Source organism: Serratia sp. TSA_7 (assembly GCF_052692135.1).
Genome location: NZ_JBQZFU010000001.1, coordinates 37,198 through 60,749 on the forward strand (window position 1 = coordinate 37,198; position 23,552 = coordinate 60,749).

Genomic DNA, 23,552 nt, shown 5'->3' on the forward strand with positions numbered 1-23,552 from the left:
GCCAACCTTCCCCGTTTGTGTTTCAGGCGTTTCTGAGTCCTCGGCAGATTGTCGTCACGGACACACTACGCGCCCGCTCTCCCCCCTTTCTGATTTTTCTTTACTCCGAGGTGACTTTCTTGCCCGGCCGACCATCGCCGAGGATAATGGCCATTTTATGCCCCCCTTCAGTGGTTTCCAGCGCAATGCGGGCAATAATAGTCAGCGGTACCGAGAGCAACATGCCTACCGGCCCCATCAGCCATCCCCAGAAAATCAGCGAAAGAAAGACCACCAGCGTCGACAACCCCAGCCCTCGCCCCATGATCCTCGGCTCCAGCATATTGCCAATCACCAGATTGATCATGATAAAGCCCCCCGCCACCACTAACGCATCACCAAAGCCGTTAAACAACAGGGCCTGAATCAATGGAGGAATGGCGGCGATCACCGAACCGATATTGGGAATATAATTCAGCAAAAATGCCAGTAACCCCCAGATAAATGCAAAACGTACGCCGACCGCAGCCAGGAACACCCAGACAATAATCCCGGTCGCCAGACTGATCGCCGTTTTGATCACCAGATAACGGGTCACCCCCTCCAGCGCACGCTGAATATTGGCAATCCCCTCACTGGGCTTGTCCAGCGCCTGTTGCAGCTTGTAAGGCAGCAACTGTACTTCAAACAACATAAACACCACGGTCATCAGCAGCAGGAAGATATTGGTCATAGCGCCGGAAAGGTGGCTCAGCAGGCGAGTGACCAGGTTCATCGCTGCGCTTGGGTCGACATACTGCAGCATCGCCACGGTGGACAGGGTTATGTTGAAACGATCGGCGTAATGTTGCAGCTCGCGCAGTTTTTCCATCATCATGCCGCGGTATTGCGGCAATGAACGGGCAAGCTCATTCAACGAGGCACCCAGCATGCCGATAAACAGCATCAGCACTACCACCACGGCCACCACCAATAAGCTAACCCCCAACACGCGCGGTATCCGCCAGCGTTCGAGTTGCGCCACCAGCGGGTTCAGTACCATCGCCAGAAATACCGCCAGCATGAACGGCACCATGATGTCTGCCGCCGCTTTAATACCGGCCAGGATAATCACCAGCATCGCCAACATAATGGCCAGACGCAGGCTGCGATCGGTCAAAAGGGTTCGGCCCATGACATTTCCTTTGTATTGACAATCCAGGCCCACAGGGCCGCCAGATGCCTCTTATGTTAGCAAACTCTGCCGCTGCAGCGCAGGTAAACTGCCGATAAACACCAGCCAGCAAGAAAATCCGCACCCTTGCCAAAATCAGACTGGAAATAATCGACGCTCTTTGCTAGCGGATTATTTGTCAAAAAAAGACCGTATTTACGCAAAATGACAAAAGCTGACACAAATAAATAAAAAGCTTTAATTTCAACTGGTAACGGAAAAATATATTCAAATGACGATATTCACTACGACGATTTCACTGATTAACTTCCCGCAATCTTCCGCAAATTCACTGATTGATATTCTAAAGAAGTAACATAGTTAAATTTATTATTGATTTTATGTTTCTTAAAGTTTAATTATTGCACCCAGAAAATGATGAATGTAAGGAAACAAGATGCTTTGGAAAAATACCGCCAGCCGTTTTGGCCATATTTCAGTGCTAATCCATTGGCTGGTTGCGCTGACGGTTTACGGCATGTTTGCCCTGGGCTTGTGGATGGTCACGCTGGGCTATTACGATGTCTGGTATCACCAGGCACCGGAAATCCATAAAAGCATCGGTACACTGTTGTTCATCGTCATGGTGGTTCGGGTGATCTGGCGTTTCGTTTCACCGCCGCCAAAACCGCTGGCCAGCTACAGTCGTTTTACTCGCGTCAGTGCGATACTGGCTCATATCGCGCTGTATGTCGTGTTGTTCAGCATCCTGATCAGCGGCTATCTGATTTCCACCGCCGACGGCCAGGCGATCAGCGTTTTCGGCTGGTTCGACATCCCCGCCACCGTCACCGGCATGGCTGAACAGGCCGATACCGCCGGCACTATCCACCTTTATCTGGCCTGGACCGTCGTCGTGCTCTCGCTACTGCACGGCCTGGCTGCGCTTAAACATCACTTTATTGATCGTGATGTGACTTTGAAACGGATGCTGGGTAGCAGCGCCGATTAACCTTTGGATTTATGGAGATTGCTATGTTGAAGAAAACCGTACTGGGCCTGACCGCAGGCGCACTGCTGCTGAGCGCCGGTTCCGCGCTGGCTGCCGACTACAAAATTGACAAACAAGGGCAACACGCCTTTATCGAATTCCGCATCCAGCACCTGGGTTACAGCTGGTTGTACGGCACCTTCAAAGACTTTGACGGCGGCTTCACCTTCGACGAAAAAGATCCGTCCAAGGACAAGGTTAACGTCACTATCAATACCGCCAGCGTCGACACCAATCACGCCGAACGCGACAAACATCTGCGCAGCGCAGAGTTTTTGAACGTGGAAAAAAACAAACAGGCCAAGTTTGAATCCACCGAAGTGAAAAAGAGCGGTGACGGCTATGCCGTGGTCGGTAATCTGACGCTGAACGGCGTTACCAAACCGGTAACGCTGGACGCCAAACTGATCGGCCAGGGTAATGACCCATGGGGTGGCTACCGCGCCGGCTTTGCGGCCAACGGTAAAATCAAGCTGAAAGACTTCGGCATCACTACCGATCTCGGCCCGGCATCGCAGGATGTTGAGCTGATTATTTCTGTCGAAGGCGTACGCGCGAAGTAATACTGCGCGCTATGAGTTGCCTGAAAGGCGACGGGTATAAAGCGCGGCAAAACTGCCGCGCTTATCATTGGCTCAGCTTGCTGGGCTTTCATCCTCAGGTGCCGGAATGTGCATCGTGGTCTGCAACAACCCTTTCGACTTATTGAAAATCTTGATGCCATTTTCACGGCCGGCTCGGCGAGCGCGCTGTTCTTCACGCGGCAACTTCAGCTCTTCGCGGCAGATCTCGCTGCAACAACCTTCAAATTTGGCGGCGCAGGTCGGGCATTGAATAAACAATAAATGGCAGCCGTCATTCTTGCAGTTGGTGTGAGTATCGCAGGCGGCGCCGCACTGGTGGCAATTGGCGATCACATCGTCAGAAATCCGCTCGCCCATGCGCTCATCGAACACAAAGTTCTTGCCGACAAACTTCAGCGGCAATCCCTGCTCTTTCGCTTTGCGTGCGTACTCGATAATCCCGCCTTCCACGTGGTAGACGTTTTTGAAGCCGTTATGCAGCATGTAGGCGCTGGCTTTTTCACAGCGGATGCCGCCGGTGCAGTACATGACAATATTTTTGTCTTTATTGTCCTGCAGCATCTCAACCGCCATCGGCAGTTGGTCGCGGAAAGTGTCTGAAGGCACTTCGATGGCATTTTCAAAGTGGCCGACTTCATATTCGTAATGGTTACGCATATCCACAAACAGCGTATCCGGATCGTCAATCATCTGGTTGACGCGGTCGGCCTGCAAATACTCGCCCACATTCGCCGGGTTGAAGCTCTCATCGTCAATCCCATCGGCGACGATGCGATCGCGCACCTTAAGGCGCAGCACCCAGAAAGATTTACCGTCATCTTCCAAGGCGATATTCAGACGCACCTGATCCAACGCCGGGTGCGAGGCAAACAGCGCGGCTTTAAACGCGTCGAACTTGTTCTGCGGCACGCTGATCTGCGCGTTGATGCCCTCTTTGGCCACATAAATGCGGCCAAATACCTTCAGCTTGTCAAACTCAACGTACAGGCTGTCGCGAAACGCTTTGGGATCGTCGATGGTGAAGTATTTATAAAAAGAAACTGTGGTGCGTGGCTCTGTTTCCGCCAGCATGCGCGCCTTCAGTTCCTCATTAGAAATTCGGTTATGTAACACTGGCATGGTGTACTTTCCTGTCTTTCGGGAGGTGGCTTATTTTGAACGCGCGGGCCGCAGGCCCACGCGCGGCGCACATAATACCCGAAAATGTCGCTCAAAACAGCATTAGCCCGGCGGCAATGTTTAACGCTGGAAACTTGACGCCGGTCACAAACCCCGATAAGCCTAAGGGTAGTTTTCTTTCTCTTTACCACGGATCCGGAGGACGTCATGAGTCAGTTATTTACCCCGATTTCACTGGGGGAGCTGGATTTACCCAACCGTATTATTATCGCCCCTATGTGCCAATATTCTGCCGACGAGGGCAAAGCCACCGAATGGCACACCATGCATCTTGGTCAGTTGTCATTGTCCGGTGCAGGGTTATTGATCGTCGAGGCCACCTCAGTCGCGCCTGAAGGGCGCATCACGCCCAGCGATCTCGGCCTGTGGGACGATGCTACCGAGCAGGCGCTGGCGCAGGTGGTGCAGGCAGTGAGAAAACACGCCTCCATGCCATTAGGCATTCAACTCTCCCACGCCGGCCGCAAGGCCTCCTACGGCATTCCCTGGGAGGGCGGCGGGCAGCTCAACGCCGCACGCGGTGGCTGGCAAACCCAATCCGCCTCCACTTTGCCCTTCTCACCGCATGATGCCCCCCCTGCGGCGATGAGTCTGAACGATATCGAACGGTTGAAAGCACAATTCGTTGCGGCGGCAAAACGCGCCGATCGCCTGGGCTTCGAGCTGATTGAGCTGCATGGCGCACACGGTTATCTGCTGCACCAGTTCCTTTCCCCCCTGGCCAACCAGCGCAACGATCAATACGGCGGCTCGTTGCAAAATCGCATGCGCCTGCTGCTGGAGATTTTCAATGAAGTGCGCGCGGTGTTCCCGGCGGAAAAAGCGCTCGGCGTGCGGATTTCCGCCAGCGATTGGGTGGAAGGCGGTTGGGATGAACGGCAATCGGTGACGCTGGCGAAAGCGCTGAAAGAGTTGGGTTGCGATTATATCCACGTTTCCAGCGGCGGTCTTTCGCCTCAGCAGAAGATCCCGGTCGGCCCGAGTTATCAGGTGCCGTTTGCCGAAATCATCAAACGCGAAAGCGGCCTGCCAACTATCGCTGTGGGGCTCATCACCGAGCCGGAACAGGCTGAAGCGATTGTCTCCACCGGCCAGGCGGACATGGTGGCGCTGGCGCGCGGCATTTTGTACAACCCGCGCTGGCCGTGGCACGCCGCCGCCAGGTTAGGTGAAAAAGTCAGCGCACCGCCACAGTACTGGCGTTGCGAGCCTCACGTATTGAAAGGGCTGTTTAAAAACGACTGACAGACACGGCTTGGGCGCTCAGCGCCCAAGCCGACATTCGGTAAAACCGGAAATCACTATCCCCGCTAACAGCGCCCCTCCCGCAACCGCCAGCAGAGGGTTAAACTGCAGGTGCGCGCCCAGACTGCCCAATAATGCCCCAAGGATCAGCAGCCCAGAACTTAACCATGATGCCCACATAACTCCCCCCTTCTGAATAATTGCGCGGTCATGATACGCATCTCTTGTGCGCGGACCTTATCCTTTAGAGCGATTTAGTCGAATTAATAATCATGTCACGCCCAGTCATCACTTAAAATGATGTATTAATGCGGTGCCTTTTCACGTTGCGCGAGAAAAATGTCACAATAGTGGGTATAAACGGCAGAAAAACCAGGGTGAATAAAATGTCCGTCTGAAGGATAAACCCTGCTATTACTCTGTTATTATTGTTAAATGACTGCTTCTAAGCTGAGAACACATGACTCAAGTTCCTTCTTTTAATCGCACTTTATTGCACCCGCGTTACTGGCTTACCTGGTTCGGTATTGGCCTGCTTTATTTGCTGGTATTACTGCCTTACCCGATTATTTACCGCCTCGGGACCTCACTGGGCCGTTTTTCCATGCGTTTTCTCAAGCATCGCGTGGCGATTGCCCGGCGTAACCTGACGCTGTGCTTCCCTGATATGCCGCAGGCCGAACGCGAAGCGCTGCTGGTGCAAAATTTTGAGTCCGTCGGCATGGGGCTGTTTGAAACCGGTATGGCCTGGTTTTGGCCAAACTGGCGTATCGAGCGCTGGTTCCACGTCAGCGGGCTGGAACACATTCAAAAGGCACACGACAACCATCAGGGCGTTTTGCTGATCGGCTTGCATTTCCTTACGCTGGAACTGGGCGCACGTATCTTTGGCATTCATAACCCGGGTATCGGCGTTTACCGCCCACACGACAACAAGCTGATGGACTGGCTGCAAACCTGGGGCCGCATGCGTTCCAACAAGTCCATGCTGGACCGTAAAGACGTGAAAGGCATGATCCGCGCGCTGAAACAGGGTGACATCATCTGGTATGCGCCGGATCACGACTACGGCCCGCGCAGCAGCGTATTCGCCCCGCTGTTTGCCGTGGAGAAGGCAGCGACCACCACCGGCAGCTACATACTGGTGCGAATGGGCAAACCGGCAATCATTCCCTTTACCCCGCGTCGTCTGCCGGATGGCAAAGGTTATGAGTTGATTATGCAGCCGGCAGTGGAAAACTTCCCGCTGGACAATGAGTTCGTGGCCGCCGCGTATATGAATAAAGTGGTGGAAAAAGAGATCCTGATGGCGCCCGACCAGTACATGTGGTTGCACCGCCGCTTCAAGACCCGGCCCGAAGGCGAGCCCTCGTTATATTGACCACAACCCGCCTGATGGCGGGTCATTTTGTGCTCTGGGTATTGAGAAACGAGGATAATGGTGAGAGGGTAATCATCCTGATCGTACTCAGTATTTTCACCCTGGAGCCGTTATGTATATCGTTAGTCTGACTTACCATCGCCCTATAGAAGAAGTTGACAGCCATCTCGAGGGACATGTTGCCTGGCTGAAGAAATATTTCCAGGACGGTACCTTCATCGCCTCCGGACGTAAAAATCCGCGTACTGGCGGTGTGATTCTGGTGAAAGGCATTGACCGTGCGCAGTTGGATAGCATCGTGGCACAGGATCCGTTCAACGCCGTGGCCAACTACGACATTACCGACTTCACCCCCTCTACCACCGGCAAGGGTTTTGACGTGCTCGCCGGGCTGTAAGTCCCTCTAAATTTCAGGTTGCCGCCAACAGCGATGCCGTTTGATAACCACCGGCATATTCCGCGCAGCCAGCGCGGAATACCGGCAACGCGTTATTTTTAAAACTTTATTTCATTTTTCGCATAACCCCGCCACATCAATTGATGCTACCCATAATTAGGCGCATACTTACCAGGCTAACTTTCTTGCTTTGCCCCCCTGTTTTCGCCTGCGAGCAAAGCGCATCACCTTCTGCAACGGTAATTTATGGCTTCGGTACCAGAACCTGTAAACTGGAAACGTAACTTGTTCGTCGCCTGGCTGGGATGCTTCCTCACCGGGGCCGCCTTCAGCCTGATCATGCCATTCTTGCCGTTATACGTAGAAACGCTCGGTGTGACCGGCCACGAAGCGCTGAACATGTGGTCCGGCCTGGTGTTCAGCATTACCTTCCTGTTCTCCGCCATTGCCTCGCCCTTCTGGGGCGGGTTGGCCGATCGCCGTGGGCGCAAATTGATGCTGCTGCGCTCGGCATTGGGTATGTCGATTGTGATGCTTCTGATGGGGATGGCGCAGAATATCTGGCAGTTTTTAGCCCTGCGCGCGGTGCTTGGCTTGCTCGGCGGTTTTATTCCCAACGCCAATGCGCTGATTGCCACCCAGGTGCCGCGCAATCGCAGCGGCTGGGCGCTGGGTACCCTGTCCACCGGCGGCGTTAGCGGCGCATTGATTGGGCCGCTGATAGGTGGCCTGCTGGCCGACCAATATGGCTTGCGACCGGTGTTCTATATCACCGCCGCCGTGCTGTTACTCTGCTTTGTGCTGACGCTGCTGTACGTCAAAGAACAGTTCACCCCGGTGCAGAAAAAAGACATGCTGCACGCGCGCCAGGTCTTCGCTTCGCTGAAAAACCCCAAACTGATACTCAGCCTGTTCGTCACCACCATGATTATCCAGATTGCCACCGGATCAATCGCGCCGATTTTAACGCTGTATGTGCGCGACTTGGCCGGCAACATTCATAATCTGGCTTTTATCAGCGGCCTGATCGCCTCGGTGCCCGGCGTCGCCGCGTTGATGAGCGCACCACGGCTGGGCAAACTGGGTGACCGAATTGGCCCTGAGCGCATTCTGGTATTTATGCTGATTGTCTCGGTGTTGTTGCTGATCCCCATGGCCTTTGTACAAACGCCGTGGCAGCTCGGCGTATTGCGCTTCCTGCTTGGCGCCGCCGACGGTGCTCTGCTGCCGGCCGTGCAAACGCTGCTGATCTACAACTGCACCAATCAAGTCGCCGGGCGGATTTTCAGTTATAACCAGTCGTTCCGCGACGTAGGTAACGTCAGCGGTCCGCTGCTGGGCGCTGCGGTCTCCGCCAGCTACGGTTTTCGGGCGGTGTTTTGCGTCACCGCCCTGGTGGTGCTGTTTAACGCCGCCTATTCCTGGTGGTGTTTGCAACGCCGGACGACACGAATGAGAGAAGACACTCTGCAGGAAGAGCAATAACCGCATTTATCACTCACTGATTCACATAAAGGGGTCTAGTGTCCGTTTACCCTACTTTTCGTATTGATACCTTTTGCCGTTTACCTTTCTGCATCAACCAGAAAATTCCCAATGTAATTACCTGTTTTTAAAAAAGTAATTAACTTTTAGCACAATAAACCCGCTGTCAATGATATTCCTTCTCAAACCAACATAAAAACCAAGAAAGGAGATGTTTGTCGACTTTTCATCTAAAAAATGGGATACAGGGACTAGACAAAACCACCATCCAGTTATCAAATGGTTAAATAATATCACGCCAGATGTAAATCACTGGCCAAGTGAAAAAAGGTCGCCGCGCTTTCCACGGTTAACGGGCGCTACGGCTGCGGTTTTGTCGGGTAATCCGCATTGGGTGGATCACCTTCCTTAAATACACATACATACCACAGTATAAGCCGCATAAGTGCGGCGCATTTTATTGGGAAGACGTTATGCAATCCTCTGTTAATAACCAAGAAAGCCGGACCTTCTTCGGCCATCCTTATCCGCTGGGTTCCCTGTTCTTTACCGAAATGTGGGAGCGGTTCTCGTTTTACGGTATTCGCCCATTACTGATCCTGTTTATGGCCGCCACGGTCTATGACGGCGGCATGGGGCTGGCACGCGAAAACGCCTCGGCGATCGTCGGTATTTTCGCCGGCAGCATGTATCTGGCGGCCTTGCCGGGCGGCTGGCTGGCGGATAACTGGCTCGGTCAGCAAAAAGCGGTGTGGTACGGCTCCATTCTGATCGCGCTCGGTCACCTGTCGATCGCGTTGTCTGCCGTCATGGGCAACAACCTGTTCTTCATCGGCCTGATGTTTATCGTGCTGGGTTCCGGCCTGTTCAAAACCTGTATCTCGGTAATGGTCGGCACCTTGTACAAAAAGGGCGACAACCGCCGGGACGGTGGTTTCTCGCTGTTCTATATGGGCATCAACATGGGTTCATTCATCGCCCCGTTGATTTCTGGTTGGCTGATCCGCTCTCACGGCTGGCACTGGGGCTTCGGCATCGGCGGTATCGGGATGTTGGTGGCGCTGGTGATCTTCCGGGTATTTGCCGTTCCGGCAATGAAACGCTATGACAGCGAAGTCGGTCTCGATTCCACCTGGAACAGCCCGGTCGCCAAGAAAAACGGCGTCGGTGCCTGGTTAATCGCATTGGCCATCGGCGTGGCGGTGATCGTCACCCTGATCGCACAGGGCGTGATCGTGATTAATCCGGTGGCGGTGGCCAGCATGCTGGTTTACGTGATTGCCGCTTCGGTGACCCTGTACTTTATTTACCTGTTTGCCTTTGCCGGCCTGAGCCGCAAAGAGCGCGCCCGCCTGCTGGTGTGCTTTATCCTGTTGGTCTCCGCCGCGTTCTTCTGGTCGGCGTTCGAGCAGAAACCGACCTCATTCAACCTGTTTGCCAACGACTACACCAACCGTATGATTGGCGGCTTCGAGATCCCGGCGGTCTGGTTCCAGTCAATCAACGCCCTGTTCATTATCCTGCTGGCGCCGGTATTCAGCTGGGCCTGGCCGGCCCTGGCGCGTAACAAAGTGCGCCTGAGCAGCATCACCAAGTTTGTTATCGGTATTCTGTTTGCCGCTGCGGGCTTTGGCCTGATGATGCTGGCCGCACAGAACGTACTGGGCAACGGCGGTGCGGGCGTGTCCCCGCTGTGGCTGGTGGGCAGCATTCTGATGTTGACGCTGGGTGAGCTGTGCCTGAGCCCAATCGGCCTGGCGACCATGACTCTGCTGGCGCCTGAAAGAATGCGGGGTCAGATGATGGGCCTGTGGTTCTGCGCCAGCGCGCTGGGTAACCTGGCGGCCGGTTTGATTGGCGGCCATGTGAAGGCCGATCAGTTAGAAATGCTGCCGAACCTGTTCGCCCGTTGCTCGATTGCGTTGCTGATCTGCGCCGCAGTACTGACGCTGTTGATCGTACCTATCCGTCGCATGATGGAAAACACCCAGGGTAAAAGCGAACAGAAACCGGCCACCAACGCCTGATCGCCGTTCCACTTTGCCCTTCAGCCAGCGCCCGGTGCGCTGGCTTTTTTTATTATCCCCACGCCTGCCGTTGCAGCACTATGCGGTAACCGTCCAGGTCTTCGAAGGTCTGCCCGCAATTATCCCAATAAGGGTTGTAAGAAACCACGTGCCGAAAGCCGGCGGCCAGCATACGTCGACATCCTGCGAGCCAATCCTCTTCCTGCGGCAGATAAAACACCAGCAGGTGATCCTGCGTCGGCGCCAGCCCCACCTTTACGCCGCGATGGTGGGTAAACTCCAGGTGATAACCGTGCTGCGGATGCCCGACCATTACGCCGTCAAAACCCTGGTGATCGGCAAATTCCCCCAACCGTTCGAACCCTAATCCCTGACAGTACATCGCAGCGATTTCCTGCAGACGATCGGTCGGGCGGGCAATACGCAGCACCGCATTGGTTATCGGCATTATTTTCTCCGTATCATGATGAATTCATACAGTGCCATGCCCGCCAGCATCGCCGCCACGAACAGCCAGCCAGGTAACGAGCCCGCTCCCGCTAGCACCCACGCCGGCCCGGGGCAGATACCCGCCATTCCCCAGCCAATGCCGAACAGCGCGCTGCCCGCCAGTAAACGGCGATCCAGACGGCGATTCGTGGGAATGAGCAACGTCTCGCCCAACAGCGTTCTCTGTCGACGCCGGGCCCAAAAAAAAGCCGGTGCCGCTACCGCAATCGCCCCCACCATAACCAGAGCCAGCGACGGATCCCAATGACCGGTAATATCGAGAAAGGCCAACACTTTGGTCGGGTTGGCCATCCCGGCGACAATCAAGCCCAAACCGAAAATGACCCCGCTCAACAGCGCAAATAAAATCCTGAACATGGTTTTAGCCTCCCGCCAAGTGACGGACAACCCAGACGGTGATAAACCCCAGTAGCATAAATACCGCCGTGGCAGCCAGCGAGCGCGGCGCCAGCCTCGCCATGCCGCATACGCCGTGGCCGCTGGTGCATCCGCCGCCCAACCGGGTCCCCAGACCGACCAGCAACCCGGCCGCCATCAACCACAGGCTGCCGCCGCTGACCGGCATTTCCGGTAAAGGGCCGGCAATACGATACAGCCAGGGGGAAATCAGCAACCCGACAAGAAATGCGCCACGCCAGGCTTTTTCTGTACCGCCCGGCGTCAACAGCCCACCGGTGATACCGCTGATGCCGGCGATGCGGCCGTTAAACACCAACAGCAGCGCCACCGCGATGCCGATAATCCCCCCGCCGGCCAGTGCGGAAAGCGGCGTGAAATGCAGCCAGTCAATGGTCATGGTGTCGCTCCCGGTGCCGGGCAATAAAGTTGATACAAGGTGCTGAGGATCGTCAGCGCTTTTTCATCGCTGACGGCATAGTAAATCTGCTTGCCCTCGCGTCGCGTTGACACCAGCCCTTCCTGCCGCAATACGCTCAATTGCTGGGAAAGCGTCGGCTGACGGATCCCCAGCGTCTGCGCCAGTTCACCGACCGACATCTCACGCTGGCTAAGTTGGCATAGCAGCAGCAAGCGATCCTCGTTGCCCAGCGCCCGCAACAGCGCCCCAGCCTGCGTTGCCGCCTGCCGCATACTGTCGATATTCATAGAACCCTCAAAACAATTTATAAAATTATATATTGTATTCTTATAGACTATAATTCGGCGCCGCACCAGAGACTGGTGCGAAATGTTCCGGCGTGGCATGCTGCCATTACGCCTTACCACCGCGCGGGGATACCGCTACAGATGCTGCTTTGCCACGACTTAATGCCAACCAACCGGTCGATTGTGCCGATTGCCAAAGATTACCAACACGGCGATTTCGAGCCCCTTCATCACCATAACTGTGCGCAGCTGATCCACAGCCTTAGCGGCGTGGTGCAGGTAAACACCCGCCTGGGCAGTTGGGTAGTGCCGCCAGGCCGCGGCGTCTGGTTGCCGGCACGGATGGAGCATAGCCTGCGCATCACCGGCAAGGTGGCCGCCAGAGCGTTGTTTGTCGATCCTCTGGCGCGTGCCGATCTGCCGGCGCAGTGCGAAGTGGTGCAAATCTCGCCGCTGCTGCGCGAGCTGATTATCTGCGCAATGGACATCACGGTGGATTACCCGCCAGGCGGGCGCGAAGAGCGGATAATGGAGTTGATCCTGGACGAGCTGCGCATCTTGCCTATTTTGCCGCTGCATTTGCCGGAGCCACGCGGTGAAGCCCTGCAGAAGCTGTGCCGGCATATTCAGCAATCGCTGGCGCAGCCCTGGGAGTTGGAGCAGGCGGCCGGCTATATCAGCGTCAGCGGTCGCACGTTGTCGCGCCGCTTTCAGCGTGAAACCGGACTGCGTTTTGGCGACTGGGTCCGTCGCGCCCGGCTGCTGGCGGCGCTAAACGCTCTGGCGGCCGGCCACTCGGTGCTGGAAGTGGCGCTGGACCTGGGTTATGACAGCCCCAGCGCCTTCAGCGCCATGTTCCGCCGCCTGCTGGGCGTCGCCCCGAGCGTTTATTTCGCCAGGTAGCGCCCGGCGACGTTAAACAGCGCCTGCAGCGAGGCGCTGGCGGAATCGACGTCGATGCCAACGCCATAAGCCGCCTCACCGTGCGCCAGAGTGCAACGTATGTAAGCCACCGCGCGACTGTGGCTCTGATGGCCCAGGGTGTGTTCGTGATAATCCTCAATCGCCAACGCCAGGCCAAAGCGCTGGCGCAGCGCATCCACCGCGCTGGACAGCAAACCGTTCCCCACGCCCATCAACCTCTGCTGCTGCTCCTCGAACAATACCCTGGCGCTGAAACTGTAAGCCTCCACGCCATGGCTCTCTGTCTGATAGCTCAGCAATTGCAGGCTCGGCTGTTCAACCAGCCCGTAAGTCGTGCGGAACAGCCGCCACAATTCGGCGGTGGTCATCTCTTTACCGCTGCCGTCGGTCGCCTGTTGCACCACTTTGCTGAAATCAATCTGCAATCCGCGCGGCAACGACAGGCCGTGATTTTGTTCCAGCAACCAGGCCGCGCCACTTTTGCCTGACTGGCTGTTAACCCGGATCACCGCCTCATAGCTGCAGCCGACATCACCCGGATCGAGCGGTAAGTAAGGCACCTGCCACAAACCGTCTTGCCGCTGCTGTTGGGCGGCGAAACCCTTCTTGATGGCATCCTGATGCGAGCCGGAAAAGGCGGTGAAAACCAGTTCGCCGGCATAAGGATGACGCGGATGCACCGGCAACTGGTTGCACTGTTCAACTACCTCAACCACCTGTTTCAGTTGGCTGAAATCCAGCCCCGGCGCAACACCCTGGGTGTACAGATTGAGCGCCAGCGTCACCAGATCCACATTGCCGGTGCGCTCGCCGTTGCCGAACAGGCATCCTTCCACCCGATCGGCCCCGGCCAGCATCGCCAGTTCGGCGCAGGCTACTCCGGTACCGCGATCGTTATGCGGATGCACGCTGATCGTCACCTGTTTGCGCTGGCTGAAGCGGCGGCAAAACCATTCGATCTGATCGGCATACACGTTCGGCGTACTGACCTCTACCGTCGCCGGCAGGTTGATGATCATTGGCCGCCCAGGACCTGGCTGCCAGACATCGGCCACCGCCTCGCAAATCTCCAGCGCGAATTCCAATTCGGTAAAGCAGAAGGTTTCCGGCGAGTACTCGAAGGTCCAGGCCGTTTCCGGTTGCAATTCGCACTGCTGGCGGATACGCAACGCGCCATTCACCGCCAAGGCCACCGTCGCCGCTTTGTCCTGCCTGAACACAATCTCGCGGAACATGGGGGCTGTGGCGTTATACAAATGCACGATAGCGCGAGGGGCGCCGCGCAGCGATTCAAAGGTGCGATCGATCAGATCGTCACGCGACTGAGTCAACACCTGAATGCTGACATCGTCCGGGATCAACCGTTCCTCAATCAGCGAACGCACAAAATCAAAATCCGTTTGCGACGCCGAAGGGAACGCCACCTCAATTTCTTTAAACCCGCACTGCAGCAGCAACTGGTAAAACTGGCGTTTACGGCCGTTATCCATCGGCTCCGCCAACGCCTGGTTGCCATCGCGCAGATCGCTGGAGCACCAACGCGGCGCCTGCTCAAGGGTGCGACCGGGCCATTGGCGATCCGGTAACGCCACCGGCGGGAACGGGCGATATTTGCTTGAAGGGTTGGTTAACATGGCGATCTCCTGGGTAGTCGTAGACAATGCCTTATTATTTCCCGCCCGGTTATTCGCTGCTCCCGCTTAGCGGACAATCGTCGTCGCAAAACGGACAACAAAAAAATTTGCATCCTGCGCCAGTGAGACAACAATTACTTCTGACGTATGTCATGACGCTTTGGCGCTGCCAAAGCCCTTTCATTAACCTCACTGTGACTGGAGACGGACATGAGCCTGTATGCAACCCTGGAAGAAGCTATCGAAGCGGCGCGCGAGGAGTTTATTGAATCCGCCGAAAGCGGCAATGACGATGAACCGCCGGTACCGCAACAGTTCAATCTGCAAAAATACGTGATGCTGGACGGTGATATCATGTGGCAGGCCGAATTCTTTGAGGAAGAAGGCGAATCGGTCGAGTGTTTCACGCTACGCAGCGGCGCTGCCGCCCAGGCTATTTTTGACGGTGACTACGACGAAGTGGAAATCAGAGCGGAATGGATAGATGAAAATACGCTGCACGAGTGGGAGGAAGGTGATTTTCAGCTCGATCCGCCGCTGGACACCGAAGAGGGCCAGTCTGCCGCAGACGAGTGGGATGAACGCTGAATAACGTCGGATGGGTGTTAACCTGTCCGACCCCCATAATGTTCTCCCAGGAGGATTCATGATCATCCGCCAGGCAGGCCGCGCCGATTACCCCGCTATCCTGCAACTGCAGTCGCAAAATACCCCGGCAAACCTTGGCGAGAGCCAAAAACGGCAAGGGTTCATCGTCTCGCGTATGGATGAGGCTCAGTTAGAAAGCATTAACCAGCGCCTGGGCATTCTGGTGGCGGTTGAAGATCGCGCGTTGGCGGGCTTTGTCTGCCTGATGCCCACCGATATGCAGCCGCGTCCGCCGGTGGTGGATGCGATGCTCGATACGCTCGGCAATCAGTCATTCAACGGCCGGGCACTCCGTGAGCAGAAGGTGTTTTTGTATGGCCCGGTGTGCCTTGATGTCGCCTGGCGCGGCAAAGGGGTGCTCAAACGGTTGTTCGCGGCCGTCAAGGCATGCACCCGCGATGAGTTCGACGTCGGCGCGCTGTTTATTGACGACGACAATCCGCATTCACTGACCGCCCACGAGCAAGGGTTGAAGATGACGGTGCTGGCGCCCTTTCGCTGCGGCCGGCACGGATATCAGTTGCTGGTGTTCGCCACAAGGGATCCGATTTACTCGTAAGACCCGTGCTGTGCATCAAACGGCAACATAAAGGTATCCACTACCATCGACAGCGGTACGTCGATCACCGTGATGTAGCGCCAGGGCGTATCGCGCAGATCCCATTGCACGCCCGGGTAATATTGATGGCCATGCCCGGCGCCGGGCACCGTGCGGCTGATGATGCTGCCGCAGCCGGTCAACGCCATTACGCCTGCCGCCAGCAACGCCAAGCGGATTGAAGAAGAAAAGTTCACCAAATTGACTCTTGAACCTGGTTGTTTTGAAAATAAACAACGCCCCGCGCGGATGTTAGCACAGTTTCCTGGCGCCGGTTTGTCAGCATTGCGTAAGCGAAAGACCAAAAAAAACGGGGAACACGCAACGCGCATTCCCCGCTTGGGCTAACCGATCAGCGACTAACGCCGTCCGACAGGATGAGCCTGTTCGTTATGCGGCAATTGCTGATAGCATTCACGCCATGCTTTGCCTTCCGGCAGCAGCCAGATGCGCTGATGCAGACGCGACAGCGCCACGGGATCGCTCAGCAGCTCCAGACGTTTACCCTTCACCAGTTTCTCCGGCCCCAGTTGCAGCGCTTCCGTCACCCGCTCTTCACGGTTACGCTCAATCGCCCCGCGCAGATGGTGGCGCGCCGTCGCCAACGCCGTTGCCAATGCGTTGAATGACGGGTTAACCACGGCGTGCATAAAGCCATTGGCCAGTGCGCGCTCACGGTTAAGTTGCAGATACTCTTCCGTCGCCAGCAGTTCGCGCGGCGGTGAGTATTCTTCCGGGATCAGGAACAGTTTGGCGCGCTTGCTTTTTATGCCCAATGTCGCGCGGCTCGACAGAGCCGACACGATAGGTGACAGGATCAGCGAGAAGACGATCGGCGACAACCACCACAGGAAACGCAGATCCAGCCAAGCCATACCACCGGCCCAGACCAGGCCCAACAGCATCTGTGAACCGTGACGCTTGAAGGCTTCGCTCCATGGCGTGTCATCATCGTCACGCTGCGGAGAGTTCCATACCACTTCCCAGCCCAGAAAAGCGCTGACCACGAACACGGTGTGGAACAGCATGCGCACCGGCGCCAGCAGCACCGAGAACAGCATTTCCATCAGCATCGACAGCAGCAGGCGCAAAGCGCCACCGTATTCTTTGGCGCCTTTGGCCCAGATCAGCACTATGCTGAGCAGTTTAGGCAAGAACAGCAGTATCAGGGTGGTGGAGAACAGCGCTATCGCCAGCTCTGGACGCCACTGCGGCCATACCGGGAACAGCTGACGCGGCTGCAGGAAGTACTGCGGCTCCATCAGGGTATGCACCACCTGCAACGCGGTCGACAGCGCCAGGAACATAAACCACAACGGCGCCGACAGATAAGACATTACGCCCGTCAGGAACACCGCACGGTGCACCGGGTGCATGCCTTTGACCAGGAACAGGCGGAAGTTCATCAGGTTACCGTGACACCAGCGACGGTCGCGCTTCAGCTCATCCAGCAGGTTCGGCGGCAATTCTTCATAGCTGCCCGGCAGGTCATAGGCAATCCACACGCCCCAACCGGCACGGCGCATCAACGCGGCTTCCACGAAGTCATGCGACATGATGGAACCGGCGAAAGAGCCTTCGCCCGGCAGCGGCGCCAGCGCACAGTGTTCGATAAACGGCTTCACGCGGATAATCGCGTTATGGCCCCAGTAGTGCGACTCACCCAACTGCCAGAAATGCAGACCGGCGGTGAACAGCGGCCCGTAGACCCGTGTGGCAAACTGCTGCACGCGAGCATACAGCGTATCCATGCCCGAGGCCTTCGGCGCGGACTGGATGATACCGGCGTTCGGATTGGCTTCCATCAAGCGTACCAGACCGGTGAGACACTCACCGCTCATCACGCTGTCGGCGTCCAGAATCACCATGTAGCTGTACTCGCCACCCCAACGACGGCAGAAGTCGTCGATGTTGCCGCTTTTGCGTTTCACGCGGCGGCGGCGGCGGCGGTAGAAGATGCGGCCATGGCCGTCAACATCGCGGCACAGTTCCATCCATGCCTTCTGTTCCGCCATGCAGATGTCCGGGTCGTAGCTGTCGCTCAGCACGTAGATATCGAAATGCTCCAGCTGACCGGTAGCGGCGACGGACTCATAGGTCGCACGCAGGCCGGCGAACACGCGCTCGACGTCTTCGTTACAGATCGGCATGATCAACGCGGTGCGGTGCGCCGGGTTAATCGGCTCATCGCCCTTGATGGTGGAAGAGATGCTGTACTTATCTTTGCCAATCAGCAGTTGCAGGAACCCCATCAACGCGGTCCAGAACCCGGCCGATACCCAGCAAAAAAGAATGGCGAACAAGATCAGAATGCCGGTTTGCAGGACATAAGGCAGCAGTTGCAGCACCGATTGCATCAGATCCTGATCCAACATGGCCAGCGGATCGATCAGCGCCCAGCCCTGATACGGCAAAATGGTTTTCATGTACCAGGTGGCGATGCCGGTTTGCACCAGCATCAACACCAGCAGCACATAGCGGCGCATCGAACCGACCACGCGCCAGCGATTTTCCGCCTCGGCTTCCTCTTTGGAAGCGTGACGATTGTGCGGCGAGCGCCCCAGCAACGAATCCCAAAAACGCGCCACCGGGTTGGTGCGCCAGGCTTCCGGGAACATGCTGGTACGTTTGATCGGAGGCATCGCCTTCAGTACGGTACGGCCTTCGGCGTCGGTGTCGAAATCGTCGTCGCTGACCGCATCCGGCCACGCGCTTTCGATACGCGTTTTGACCGAGGCCAGCGCCACGTCATCCGCCGACAGCTTATTGACGTTGGCATCGGCGGCGCCCATCTTGCGATGCAGCGCCTCCAGTGCCTGGCCGTCATCTGCCGCCGGCTGTGGTTTAAGCGCCTCTGACCGCTCAGCGGTCAGAGGCATTGCCGCAAGATAATCCTGGGCAGGTTGAGTAAGCTTATTCATTGGCAGGTAGCTGATAGCTCCAGGTTTCCGACAGGGTCTTATCACCATTGACCAGCGCTGCGCGCATTTCTACCGGCTTCTTGTCGTCTTTCACTTTAAGACGCAGAGTCAGACGCCAGCCTTTGGTCACTGGATTATAGCGGACATTGTTTTCTACCACTTCGCCGTTGTCGCCGATGCTCACCTGAGAGGCGACCGGCGTAGCGCCGTCCAGACCTTTCAGTACCGGGCCAACGAAATCAACCAGGAATGCCACGCTGCCGTCAGGCTCGCGGATCAGGTTGGACTGCTTCACGTCACCGGTAGAACGCATCGTCTGGCTTACGTAGGCGATGTCCTGTGAATGCAGCTTGTCTTCGTCGCGGGTGAAGTGCAGACGGTAGCTCAGCGCCAGCGGGGTTTTGGCATCCGGCAATACGTCCGGAGTCCAGAAGGCAACGATGTTGTCGTTGGTTTCATCCGCAGTAGGGATTTCCACCAGCTCCACTTTACCCTTGCCCCAGTCGCCGCGCGGCTCGATCCAGGCGCTTGGACGCAGGTCGTAACGATCGTCCAGATCTTCGTAATCCTTGAAGTTACGGCCGCGTTGCAGCAAACCGAAACCTTTCGGGTTCTCGATCTGGTAGGTGCTGACGGACAGGTGCTTCGGATTATTCAGCGGACGCCAGATCCACTCGCCGTTGCCGGCATGGATCGACAAACCGTTGGAATCATGCAGCGCCGGACGGTAGTTCAGCGTTGGCGACGGCTGGCTTGGCCCGAACAGGTACATGCTGGTCAGCGGTGCCATGCCCAGTTTGCCGACCTTGTCGCGCAGGAACACTTTGGACTCGACGTCCACCGTGGTATCGCGGCCCGGATAGACCACAAAACGATAAGCGCCGGTGGCGCGCGGTGAATCCAGCAGCGCGTAAACGACCAGGTGCTTGTCGCCCTGCTTCGGACGCTCAACCCAGAATTCGCGGAAGCGCGGGAACTCTTCACCGGACGGCAAGGCGGTATCAATCGCCAGACCACGAGCGGAAAGCCCGTAAACCTGCCCTTTACCCACCACGCGGAAGTAGCTCGCGCCCAGCAGGCTCATAATTTCGTCGTTCTTATCCGCACTGTTGATCGGATAAATCACCTTGAAACCGGCAAAGCCGAGGTTTTTTACCGAATCCGGATCGTGCTTCACCGAACCAAAGTTGAAGTAATCCGGGCTGTACTTGATCTGTTTTACGCTGGTTGCAGTGACTTCATTGATTTTCACCGGCGTGTCGAAGTACATGCCCTGATGATAAAACTCAAGTTTGAATGGGGTTTTCAGCTTGCTCCAATAGGCTTTATCGTGATTGAACTGAATCTGCTGATAGTCCGCGAACTTCATTTCACGGAATTGAGAAGGAAGGTTGCTCTTCGGGGCCTCAAAGCCTTTTCCTGCCAGATCCTGCGCCTGCTTGGCCACATCGTCGATAGAAAAAGCCCATGCCTGCGAAGTAAACAGCGTGAACAATACGGTAGCACCTAACCAACGAACGCTCGCGGCGCGTGGTTTACTGGATAATATATTAACTAGCACATCCCCCCCTATTCGTGTGCTCAAATCATTTAAATCCATATTAATGGATTATTCAGCTTTCCGACAACATGATAAATGGATGGTTCATGTTTATGGCTCATTGTTTAAGCAGCTGATGAAACACCAGCGTAGCAAGCCGTGCAGCAAGACGCTATGGAAAAATGTGAATCGGTATAGTAGGGTTCGGGATTGCGATTTAACCATTGCCGACTTATTAAGCGTGTTAATGACCACTCGACAAAATGACTAGCGGTAACCTAATGACTAAAGGCAACAATCAACGCGAGTTTTTCCTCGATTCGATCCGGGCTTATTTGATGTTGCTCGGTGTTCCTTTCCACCTCTCACTGATCTATTCCAGCCATGCCTGGGCGGTGAACAGCGCGGCTCCCTCGTTCTCGCTGACGGTGCTGAACGACTTCATCCATGCCTTCCGCATGCAAGTGTTCTTCGTGATATCCGGCTACTTCTCCTACATGCTTTACGAGCGTTACGAGCGCCACCATTGGTTGAAGGTCAGACTGGAGCGGGTGGCAATCCCCCTGCTGAGCTCGATCCCCTTAATAACCGTACCGCAGTTTTTCATGCTGAAATACTTCACGGATAAATTAAACGGCTGGGAAGATTTTTCGATCTATCAGAAAATAAATGTAACAATCTGGGAACTGGTTTCCCACCTGTGGTTTTTATTAACTCTCTCCTTGCTAACCACTGCCTGTTTTTATCTGTTCAAAAAAATTAAGACGTTAAAAAGTAACACCGCTCCTAACCCGATAAATAAAATGACTGGATTAGGAAACATCTCACTGTTCTTTCTTTTATATGCTTTATGCTATTCGGCCGCGCACCGTATTATTTTAATTTTTGCGCCGCAATTGCTTTCCAACGGCCTGTTCAATTTTGTGGTGATGGAGACGATGTTCTACCTGCCGTTCTTCATCCTCGGTGCTTACGCGTTTAAGTACGTGTGGCTGAAAGAGATTTTTCTCAAACCCTCCCCATTGGCAGTGCTCGGCTCACTGCTGTTGTTGATTGCCTACATGCTGAATCAGAAGTTACTGGCCCACAGCAGCTATATGTTTGAGCTGGAAATTGTGATCAAAACCCTGCTCGGCATCCTGATGGCGAACGTGGTGTTTTCATTCGGACACCGGTTGCTGAACTATCATTCGCCAAAAATCACGTACCTGGTCAACGCGTCGCTGTTTATATATCTGGTGCATCATCCGCTGACCTTGATATATGGCGCTTTTGTGACGCCGTATATCAACAATAACCTTCTGGGTTTCCTGATTGGTATGGTGTTCGTTTTCTCCTGCGCCTTTGCCTTATATGAACTGCACAAGCGCATCCCTCTGCTGCGCTTCCTGTTCTCCGGAAAACCCCAGTAATATTGAGCCTATATGGCGTCAGGGTGAGATTTCCTCATCCTGACGCAAGGGAGGGAAGCTTCACTAACCTTTTGAATGCGTTGCTCATCTTTTCATCATGAGCATTTTCCTAATCTTCGTCTTACCTATCCCCTCACATTGCAAACTGACGATCACCTATTACGCTCACTAGACATACTTATAAGTTATTTTTGTTCTTTTCTGGGTAGGGTAATCACATGAGAGAAGCATGGGTCGACTATGCAAAAGGCATCGGTATTATTTTGGTGGTCTTTGGCCATGTAAACCGCGGTTTGTACAGTGCAAATATTCACCTTTCCGAATCGTTTTACCAACTGACAGACAGCGTTATTTACAGTTTCCATATGCCGCTGTTTTTCTTCCTTTCCGGTTTATTTTTTGTCCAATCATTAGATAGAAAGGGGAAAACCAGCTTTATCATCAGTAAAGTTGATACTATCGTGTACCCCTATATCCTCTGGTCGCTGATACAAGGTACCGTGGAAGTCGTGCTGTCACGCTATACCAACAACTCTTCTAACCTGGCAGACGTGCTGACGCTCTTTAGCCACCCACGAGCACAATTTTGGTTCTTGTACGCCTTGTTCATGGTATTTGTGCTTGCCACCCTGTTGTATAACAAAAACAAATTCAATTATATCCTGCCTGCCCTGATCGTTATCAGCGCCGGGTTGTACGTGTATCAGAACAGCCTCAGTCAAGCCTTCCATTTCGGTTATATCATCAAGTTTATGATTTTCTTCCTGCTCGGAGCCTTGGCAATACGCTACTCAGCCGTCATTGGCGGGATCGGCATGGGTGCCGGCCTGATCGCTTTACTGGCCTTTATTCTATTGGAGTGGGGATTCCATGGTTACCTTGGCCTGACCTACACAAATGCCGGAGTGTTCTCCCTGATCCTTGCCGTCGTAGCCATCGCCTTTATCATTTGCCTGTCAGTGCTGCTGGCAAAGGCAAACATCCCATGGTTACGACGTTTGGGTGAGTTGAGTATGGTGATCTACCTGATGCACATCCTTGCCGCCAGTGGATTACGCATCGTGCTGGCCAAGTTTCTGCACGTTAACAACTGGTCGGTACATGTTGTTGCCGGTACGCTGATTGGCCTGATCGCCCCCATTATTGCCTATTACGTTATTCAACGTTTGCACCTCAATTTCCTGTTGGAGCGTCCGCGTTACAACCGGGTACAGCGCAAAGAAAAAACCCTCTGAACACTTGGGGCGGCTCTTGGCCGCCCTTTCCCTGAACGCCTTCTTCTCAAGTCTATTTACAATGCGGCAATAGCGTCCGGATTGCTGCCGTACTTGTAGCATAGAGCACACATTGCTCAGCCCACTGGTTAAAGTTAGGGCAAAGTTATGCTGGAGCATATTGCCGCTAGTTGTTATAACTGCAATGAATAAGTGGAAATCCACATCCCTGCCTTACGGTAGTGATTGGGCTCAATGAACCCTGAGGGACGACGTTGTCGTTGGTACGACAATGTTTGCAGCATCTCCCTTCCGTCACGACAGAGAGGATTTTTAATGACTGACAAAGACACTTCGGCTCAGGAAGCCATTCCAGAAAACGCCACCCTGCTGAAAATCCTTGGCCGGTTGCTGTCCGCACTGGACTCGTCGATCAGCGGCAAGGATCGCAGCATTCTGGTAACCGAGCTTTCCAGCCTCAATCTTGACGGCATTTCAGAGTCTGAGCGAAAGCTGGCCGCTGAGTTGATCCGACGGGCCTTGCAATCACTCGATCATTAACGACC

General features: G+C 55.1%; 24 protein-coding genes. 13 read left to right on the top strand and 11 right to left on the bottom strand.

Annotation, left to right across the window (positions count from 1 at the left end):
* Positions 1-100: 100 nt before the first annotated feature.
* On the bottom strand, positions 101-1,153 hold the full coding sequence (locus tag ACUTQW_RS00215; RefSeq protein ID WP_004943020.1) for an AI-2E family transporter: 1,053 nt from the start codon (positions 1,151-1,153) through the stop codon (positions 101-103).
* A gap of 436 nt (positions 1,154-1,589) precedes the next feature.
* On the opposite strand from ACUTQW_RS00215, the gene ACUTQW_RS00220 reads away from it, so the two are divergent.
* Together ACUTQW_RS00220 and ACUTQW_RS00225 are read left to right on the top strand one after the other, a co-directional pair.
* Positions 1,590-2,144 carry a cytochrome b gene (locus tag ACUTQW_RS00220; RefSeq protein WP_006322539.1) on the top strand — a complete coding sequence of 185 codons (555 nt, stop codon included), beginning with the start codon at positions 1,590-1,592 and terminating at the stop codon, positions 2,142-2,144.
* Positions 2,145-2,167: 23 nt separating this feature from the next.
* Positions 2,168-2,746 carry a YceI family protein gene (locus ACUTQW_RS00225; protein WP_004943016.1) on the top strand — a complete coding sequence of 193 codons (579 nt, stop codon included), beginning with the start codon at positions 2,168-2,170 and terminating at the stop codon, positions 2,744-2,746.
* 72 nt (positions 2,747-2,818) lie between these two features.
* Here the strand turns inward: ACUTQW_RS00225 and trhO are convergent, their stop codons facing one another.
* Entirely contained in the window at positions 2,819-3,886 is a 1,068-nt protein-coding gene (gene trhO / locus ACUTQW_RS00230; protein WP_006324653.1) for an oxygen-dependent tRNA uridine(34) hydroxylase TrhO, read from the bottom strand.
* Positions 3,887-4,093: 207 nt separating this feature from the next.
* On the opposite strand from trhO, the gene ACUTQW_RS00235 reads away from it, so the two are divergent.
* A complete protein-coding gene (locus ACUTQW_RS00235) occupies positions 4,094-5,191 on the top strand; it encodes an NADH:flavin oxidoreductase/NADH oxidase (protein ID WP_006324652.1) in 1,098 nt (365 codons plus the stop codon).
* A gap of 18 nt (positions 5,192-5,209) precedes the next feature.
* Here ACUTQW_RS00235 and ACUTQW_RS00240 read toward each other — a convergent pair whose 3' ends face one another.
* The gene (locus ACUTQW_RS00240) at positions 5,210-5,371 is read right to left on the bottom strand and encodes a hypothetical protein (protein WP_006324651.1); all 162 of its coding nucleotides are present in this window, start codon (positions 5,369-5,371) and stop codon (positions 5,210-5,212) included.
* Positions 5,372-5,651: 280 nt separating this feature from the next.
* On the opposite strand from ACUTQW_RS00240, the gene ACUTQW_RS00245 reads away from it, so the two are divergent.
* From ACUTQW_RS00245 to ACUTQW_RS00260, 4 genes are all read left to right on the top strand, one after another.
* A complete protein-coding gene (locus ACUTQW_RS00245; protein WP_006324650.1) occupies positions 5,652-6,572 on the top strand; it encodes a Kdo(2)-lipid IV(A) acyltransferase in 921 nt (306 codons plus the stop codon).
* Between the two features lie 112 nt (positions 6,573-6,684).
* The gene (locus ACUTQW_RS00250) at positions 6,685-6,969 is read left to right on the top strand and encodes a YciI family protein (RefSeq protein WP_004943006.1); all 285 of its coding nucleotides are present in this window, start codon (positions 6,685-6,687) and stop codon (positions 6,967-6,969) included.
* A gap of 246 nt (positions 6,970-7,215) precedes the next feature.
* Positions 7,216-8,454, top strand: coding sequence for a multidrug efflux MFS transporter MdtG (gene mdtG, locus ACUTQW_RS00255; protein WP_020438835.1), 1,239 nt, complete (start codon positions 7,216-7,218; stop codon positions 8,452-8,454).
* Between the two features lie 473 nt (positions 8,455-8,927).
* Positions 8,928-10,481, top strand: coding sequence for a peptide MFS transporter (locus ACUTQW_RS00260; RefSeq protein WP_020438834.1), 1,554 nt, complete (start codon positions 8,928-8,930; stop codon positions 10,479-10,481).
* 52 nt (positions 10,482-10,533) lie between these two features.
* Here the strand turns inward: ACUTQW_RS00260 and ACUTQW_RS00265 are convergent, their stop codons facing one another.
* From ACUTQW_RS00265 to ACUTQW_RS00280, 4 genes are read right to left on the bottom strand one after another with little or no spacing between them, the layout of a single operon-like run.
* Positions 10,534-10,929 carry a VOC family protein gene (locus ACUTQW_RS00265; protein ID WP_004942999.1) on the bottom strand — a complete coding sequence of 132 codons (396 nt, stop codon included), beginning with the start codon at positions 10,927-10,929 and terminating at the stop codon, positions 10,534-10,536.
* The gene (locus ACUTQW_RS00270; protein WP_004942998.1) at positions 10,929-11,348 is read right to left on the bottom strand and encodes a YeeE/YedE family protein; all 420 of its coding nucleotides are present in this window, start codon (positions 11,346-11,348) and stop codon (positions 10,929-10,931) included. Before ACUTQW_RS00270 ends, ACUTQW_RS00265 begins: the two co-directional genes overlap by 1 nt.
* Before the next feature lie 4 nt (positions 11,349-11,352).
* Positions 11,353-11,787 (bottom strand): YeeE/YedE family protein, encoded by a 435-nt coding sequence (locus ACUTQW_RS00275; RefSeq protein WP_004942996.1) that lies wholly within the window; start codon positions 11,785-11,787, stop codon positions 11,353-11,355.
* Complete coding sequence (locus ACUTQW_RS00280; RefSeq protein ID WP_004942994.1) at positions 11,784-12,095, bottom strand: ArsR/SmtB family transcription factor; 312 nt, start codon at positions 12,093-12,095, stop codon at positions 11,784-11,786. Before ACUTQW_RS00280 ends, ACUTQW_RS00275 begins: the two co-directional genes overlap by 4 nt.
* Before the next feature lie 141 nt (positions 12,096-12,236).
* Between ACUTQW_RS00280 and ACUTQW_RS00285 the strand changes: the two genes are divergently transcribed.
* Positions 12,237-12,998, top strand: coding sequence for an AraC family transcriptional regulator (locus ACUTQW_RS00285; protein ID WP_004942991.1), 762 nt, complete (start codon positions 12,237-12,239; stop codon positions 12,996-12,998).
* Here ACUTQW_RS00285 and leuA read toward each other — a convergent pair.
* Positions 12,983-14,653 (bottom strand): 2-isopropylmalate synthase, encoded by a 1,671-nt coding sequence (gene leuA / locus ACUTQW_RS00290; RefSeq protein ID WP_020438832.1) that lies wholly within the window; start codon positions 14,651-14,653, stop codon positions 12,983-12,985. The genes ACUTQW_RS00285 and leuA overlap by 16 nt on opposite strands.
* 210 nt (positions 14,654-14,863) lie before the next feature.
* On the opposite strand from leuA, the gene ACUTQW_RS00295 reads away from it, so the two are divergent.
* Positions 14,864-15,241, top strand: a complete 378-nt coding sequence (locus ACUTQW_RS00295; RefSeq protein WP_020438831.1) for a MysB family protein — start codon at positions 14,864-14,866, stop codon at positions 15,239-15,241.
* Between the two features lie 58 nt (positions 15,242-15,299).
* Positions 15,300-15,860, top strand: coding sequence for a GNAT family N-acetyltransferase (locus tag ACUTQW_RS00300; RefSeq protein WP_020438830.1), 561 nt, complete (start codon positions 15,300-15,302; stop codon positions 15,858-15,860).
* Here ACUTQW_RS00300 and ACUTQW_RS00305 read toward each other — a convergent pair.
* The 3 genes from ACUTQW_RS00305 to mdoG all read right to left on the bottom strand — a co-directional run bounded on the left by ACUTQW_RS00305 (position 15,851) and on the right by mdoG (position 20,381).
* Positions 15,851-16,048, bottom strand: coding sequence for a YceK/YidQ family lipoprotein (locus ACUTQW_RS00305; RefSeq protein WP_044033766.1), 198 nt, complete (start codon positions 16,046-16,048; stop codon positions 15,851-15,853). The genes ACUTQW_RS00300 and ACUTQW_RS00305 overlap by 10 nt on opposite strands.
* A gap of 210 nt (positions 16,049-16,258) precedes the next feature.
* Complete coding sequence (mdoH, locus tag ACUTQW_RS00310) at positions 16,259-18,820, bottom strand: glucans biosynthesis glucosyltransferase MdoH (protein WP_020438828.1); 2,562 nt, start codon at positions 18,818-18,820, stop codon at positions 16,259-16,261.
* A complete protein-coding gene (gene mdoG / locus ACUTQW_RS00315) occupies positions 18,813-20,381 on the bottom strand; it encodes a glucans biosynthesis protein MdoG (protein ID WP_013812409.1) in 1,569 nt (522 codons plus the stop codon). The genes mdoH and mdoG overlap by 8 nt, the downstream gene beginning before the upstream one ends.
* 260 nt (positions 20,382-20,641) lie before the next feature.
* Between mdoG and mdoC the strand changes: the two genes are divergently transcribed.
* The 3 genes from mdoC to ACUTQW_RS00330 all read left to right on the top strand — a co-directional run bounded on the left by mdoC (position 20,642) and on the right by ACUTQW_RS00330 (position 23,547).
* Entirely contained in the window at positions 20,642-21,772 is a 1,131-nt protein-coding gene (gene mdoC / locus ACUTQW_RS00320; protein WP_006324636.1) for a glucans biosynthesis protein MdoC, read from the top strand.
* 218 nt (positions 21,773-21,990) lie between these two features.
* Positions 21,991-23,007 (top strand): acyltransferase family protein, encoded by a 1,017-nt coding sequence (locus ACUTQW_RS00325; RefSeq protein WP_006324635.1) that lies wholly within the window; start codon positions 21,991-21,993, stop codon positions 23,005-23,007.
* Positions 23,008-23,322: 315 nt separating this feature from the next.
* Positions 23,323-23,547, top strand: a complete 225-nt coding sequence (locus ACUTQW_RS00330) for a hypothetical protein (protein ID WP_004942973.1) — start codon at positions 23,323-23,325, stop codon at positions 23,545-23,547.
* The last annotated feature ends 5 nt before the right edge of the window (positions 23,548-23,552 follow it).